The organism is Streptomyces amritsarensis (assembly GCF_001953875.1).
GTDB classification, from domain to species: domain Bacteria; phylum Actinomycetota; class Actinomycetes; order Streptomycetales; family Streptomycetaceae; genus Streptomyces; species Streptomyces amritsarensis.
Map to the genome: position 1 here is coordinate 1 of NZ_MQUR01000185.1, position 3,713 is coordinate 3,713.

General features: G+C 73.2%; 3 protein-coding genes and 1 pseudogene. 2 read left to right on the forward strand and 2 right to left on the reverse strand.

The window, feature by feature from the left end; all coding sequences use genetic code 11:
* Nucleotides 1-674: pseudogene (locus tag AVW11_RS35260) on the forward strand (TerD family protein); the annotation flags it as partial.
* 102 nt (nt 675-776) lie between these two features.
* Nucleotides 777-953, forward strand: coding sequence for a hypothetical protein (locus AVW11_RS37965; protein WP_167344711.1), 177 nt, complete (start codon nt 777-779; stop codon nt 951-953).
* A gap of 27 nt (nt 954-980) precedes the next feature.
* Here AVW11_RS37965 and AVW11_RS35265 read toward each other — a convergent pair whose 3' ends face one another.
* Nucleotides 981-2,420 (reverse strand): alkaline phosphatase PhoX, encoded by a 1,440-nt coding sequence (locus AVW11_RS35265; protein WP_076047061.1) that lies wholly within the window; start codon nt 2,418-2,420, stop codon nt 981-983.
* 181 nt (nt 2,421-2,601) lie between these two features.
* On the reverse strand, nt 2,602-3,713 hold a 1,112-nt coding region (locus tag AVW11_RS35270), incomplete at its 5' end, for a hypothetical protein (protein ID WP_076047062.1).

Below are 3,713 nucleotides of genomic sequence, written 5' to 3' on the forward strand. Positions count from 1 at the left end.
CCCCCTGGCTCACCGCCGGCGCCGGCACCCCCGCCCCCGTCACCCCGGCCCCCGCCCCCGCTCCCGCCGCACCCCCGGCCGCCCCGCCCGCCACCGGGAAGATCAACCTGGACAAGGGCCGGGTCAGCCTCCAGAAGAACCAGACCGTCTCCCTGGTCAAGGGAGGCCGCCCGCTGCTCTCCCAGGTCAAGATGGGGCTGGGCTGGGAGCCCGCCTTCCGCGGCCGGGACATCGACCTCGACGCGTCCGTCATCGCGTACGGCCCGCAGCGCAACCACATCGACAGCTGCTACTTCGGCAAGCTGTCCATCCTGGGCGGCGCCATCAAGCACTCCGGGGACAACCTCACCGGCGAGGGCGCCGGCGACGACGAGGTGATCGTCGTCGATCTCGGCCGGCTCCCCGCCGACGCCACGGGCCTGGTTTTCACGGTCAACTCCTTCACCGGCCAGAAGTTCACCGAGGTGGCCAAGGCCTACTGCCGCCTGATCGACGCGGCCAGCGGCGAGGAGCTGGTGCGCTTCGACCTGACCAGCGCCGAGCCGCAGACGGGCGTGATGATGGCGAAGCTGATCCGCCAGTTCTCCGGCGAGTGGGAGATGACGGCCATGGGCGAGTTTGTGAAGTCGCGCACAGTGCGCGGCATGGTCAAGCCCGCCGCGCAGGCACTCTGAGCAGGTGGGCGGGTACGGGCCGCCACCGGGCGGGTTCGCGGGTGATGGATGCCACCCGTAATCCGTAGGTGGCTGTCAGTGCCCGCCCGTAGCCTTGTAGGCATGCACGAGACACTCACACCCGCGGGGCCTGCCCGCCCGTCCGCCGCCGAGGCGAACGAGGCGATCCGGCACCTCGTGGAGACCAGGGTGGACGGCGAGTGGCCTTCCGAGGCGTATGAGTTCCTGCTCGCCGAGTGGGCCGAGGCCTCCCGCGCGGAGGTTTCCCCGGCCCACTGAGGCCCGCGATCCCGGCCGGGCGGAGCGTCAGTGCGCGCGCCGCCACGGCCCGGTGATGGCCAGCATGATGCCCGGGTCCTGGAGGCTGGCGTACAGGGTGCGTCCGTCCGGTGAGAAGCAGACTCCGGCGAATTCGGAGTATTCGGGCTCCTCGGCCGACCCGATGTTCAGCTCGTTGCGCGCCAGCGGGTAGGTGCGGCCCGATGCGGTCGCGCCGAACAGGTGCTGCAGCCCCGAGCCGTCCTCCGCGATGACCAGGCCTCCGTACGGCGACACGGTGATGTTGTCCGGGCCGTCGTAGCCGCCGTCCGCCGACGGGTCCGCGTTGACGCCGATGAGGACGGTCAGCCGGATCGTGCGCCGCTTGGGGTCGTAGAACCAGACCTGCCCGTCGTGTGCGGCGCCGGGGCTCTCCTCGCGGGCGTAGGAGGAGACGAAGTACGCGCCTGCGTCGGCCCACCACATGCCCTCCAGCTTGCGTCCGCGCGTCACCGCGCTGTCCGCGAACTGCTTGCGGACGGGCACGGTGCGCGCGTCGCGGTCCGGCACGTCCACCCAGTCGACGCCGTACACGGTGCCGATCCGCGTGGCGCGCGAGAGGTCGTCGACGAACCGGCCCGAGCTGTCGGTGCACTTGGCGGCCTGGAGCACGCCGGCGTCGGCGGCGAGCGTACGGAGCCTGCCGCGCCCGTGCCGGAAGCCGCGGGGCGGGGTCCAGCGGTAGAACAGCCCGTTGGGGCCGGAGGCGTCCTCGGTCAGGTACGCGTGGCCGTGGCGCGGGTCGATGACCACGGCCTCGTGGTCGTACCGGCCGAAGGCCTTGACGGGCTGCGGGTCGCGGTTGGCGCGGCGGTCGTGCGGGTCGACCTCGAAGACGTAGCCGTGGTCCTTGGTCATGCCGTTCTTGCCGGCGAGGTCGGAGTTCTCCTCGCAGGTCAGCCAGGTGTGCCAGGGGGTGGCGCCGCCCGCGCAGTTGGTCGACGTACCGGCGATGCCCACCCATTCGGCGACCTCGCCGCCGCGCCGGACCTCGACGACCGTGCACCCGCCGGCCGCGGCCGGGTCGTAGACGAGGCCCTCGGCGAGCGGGACGGGGCGGGCCCAGTTCTCCCGCCTGCCCCTCAGCTCGTGGTTGTTGACGAGGAGGGTGACGCCGCGGTGGCCCTCGAAGGCCGCGGTCCCGTCGTGGTGGGACGGGGTGGTCTCACCGGACTCCAGCCGGGTGACGCCGCTGTGCGTGATCACGCGGTACCTGAAGCCGGCGGGGAGGGCGAGGATGCCGGCCGGGTCGGGAACGAGCGGGCCGTAACCGGGCTCGCACGGCCGTCCCTGCCCGTCGCGGTCCGCGCCGTCCTCGGCCGCGAGCGCACCCGGAGCGGTGGCGAGAGCCCCGACCGTCCCGGTGAGCGCGACTGCCGCGCCGGCGATGACGGTACGGGCGGTGAAGTCTCTGCGGCTGAGCGGCATCGGGTCTCCAGGGGTGGGGAGTGGTGCGCCTGTCGTGCGGTCGGTCGGCGCACACGCTCCCGCCCGCACGTGAACGGCGGCTGAATTACCCACGAAGGGGAACCGCCCCCTCGCCTTTCGGCGTCAATGGCCGACTCCGGACCAGGAACGGCGCATTGTCACCGGCCTCCCTGACCGGCCTTCAGGGCCTGCGGGAGCGCGCCTTGAAGGCGGCCTTGCGGGCCTCCTTCGCCGTCTTCCGGTCCGGGTGCAGCCGGCCCATCGCCTCCAGGACCCGCACCGTCGCCGGGTGCTCGACACGCCACACCTGGTCGAAGAAGCCCGTGTGATGGGCGGTCAGGGTCTCCATCAGGAGGGGCAGCTCCTCGCTCTCGCCGTCGGCTGCGAGCTGCGCGGCGATCGTGTCGACCGTCAGCCAGAACACCATCTCCGGGGCGGGCGCCGGTACGTCGGCCACTGCGTGCTCCGCCAGCCAGACCCGGGCGAGCCCGCCGAGCTCCGCCTCGTCCAGCACCGAGCGGACGGCCGGCTCGGCCTCCGGGCCGGCCAACGCGAGAGCCTGCTGGCAGCGCAGCCGGCGCAGCGGGCCGCCTTCGTCGTCCCCGCGGGCGGCGGACAGGAGTTCGGCGACCGCGTCGGACGGTTCGCGGCCCGCCATCCACGCTTCGATCTCGGCCTGCGCCGCGCGCTCGGGGTAGGAGGAGACGGCGTCGAGGAGTACGTCGGCGCCCTTGGCGGCCAGCTCGCCGACCGCCGGGGCGTCCACACCGGCCTCCAGCATCCGGGCGCGGATCCCGTAGAGGCCCAGCGGGGTCAGGCGGACCATGCCGTAGCGGGAGACGTCCTCGTCGTCGGCCTCCCGGCCACCCCGCGGGCCGTCGTCGTCGGCCTGCGCCATGAGCTCCTCGTCGACGGGCCGGAACTCCACCAGGCCGATGGGCTCCAGCTGTCGGAACTGGTCGTCGAGGCGCATCATCGCCTCCGAGACCTGCTCCAGGACGGCGTCGGTCGGCTCGCCCATGCCCTCGGGCACGATCAACGACGCGGCCAGCACCGGAAGCGGAATCGGCCGGTCGGCGGCCCCGCCCTCGGCGACGGTGAGCAGGTAGAGGTTGGCGAGGACCTCGTCGAGCAGGTCCGCCTCGCGGCCCGGGTTCCAGTCCAGCCGGTCGAAGTCGATCTCCCCGCCGGCGTCCAACGCGTCGACCAGGCCCTCCAGGTCCGGCACCGCCGCGTCGGCGAGCACCGCCTCCAGGGCCGCCCGCCACAGGCCGAGGACATCGGCAGGCGCCC

Excerpts from the sequence above, each read along its gene's own strand:
- AVW11_RS37965 (WP_167344711.1), top strand. The coding sequence starts at position 777 with ATGCACGAGACACTCACACCCGCGGGGCCTGCCCGCCCGTCCGCCGCC.
- AVW11_RS35265 (WP_076047061.1), bottom strand. The coding sequence starts at position 2,420 with ATGCCGCTCAGCCGCAGAGACTTCACCGCCCGTACCGTCATCGCCGGC.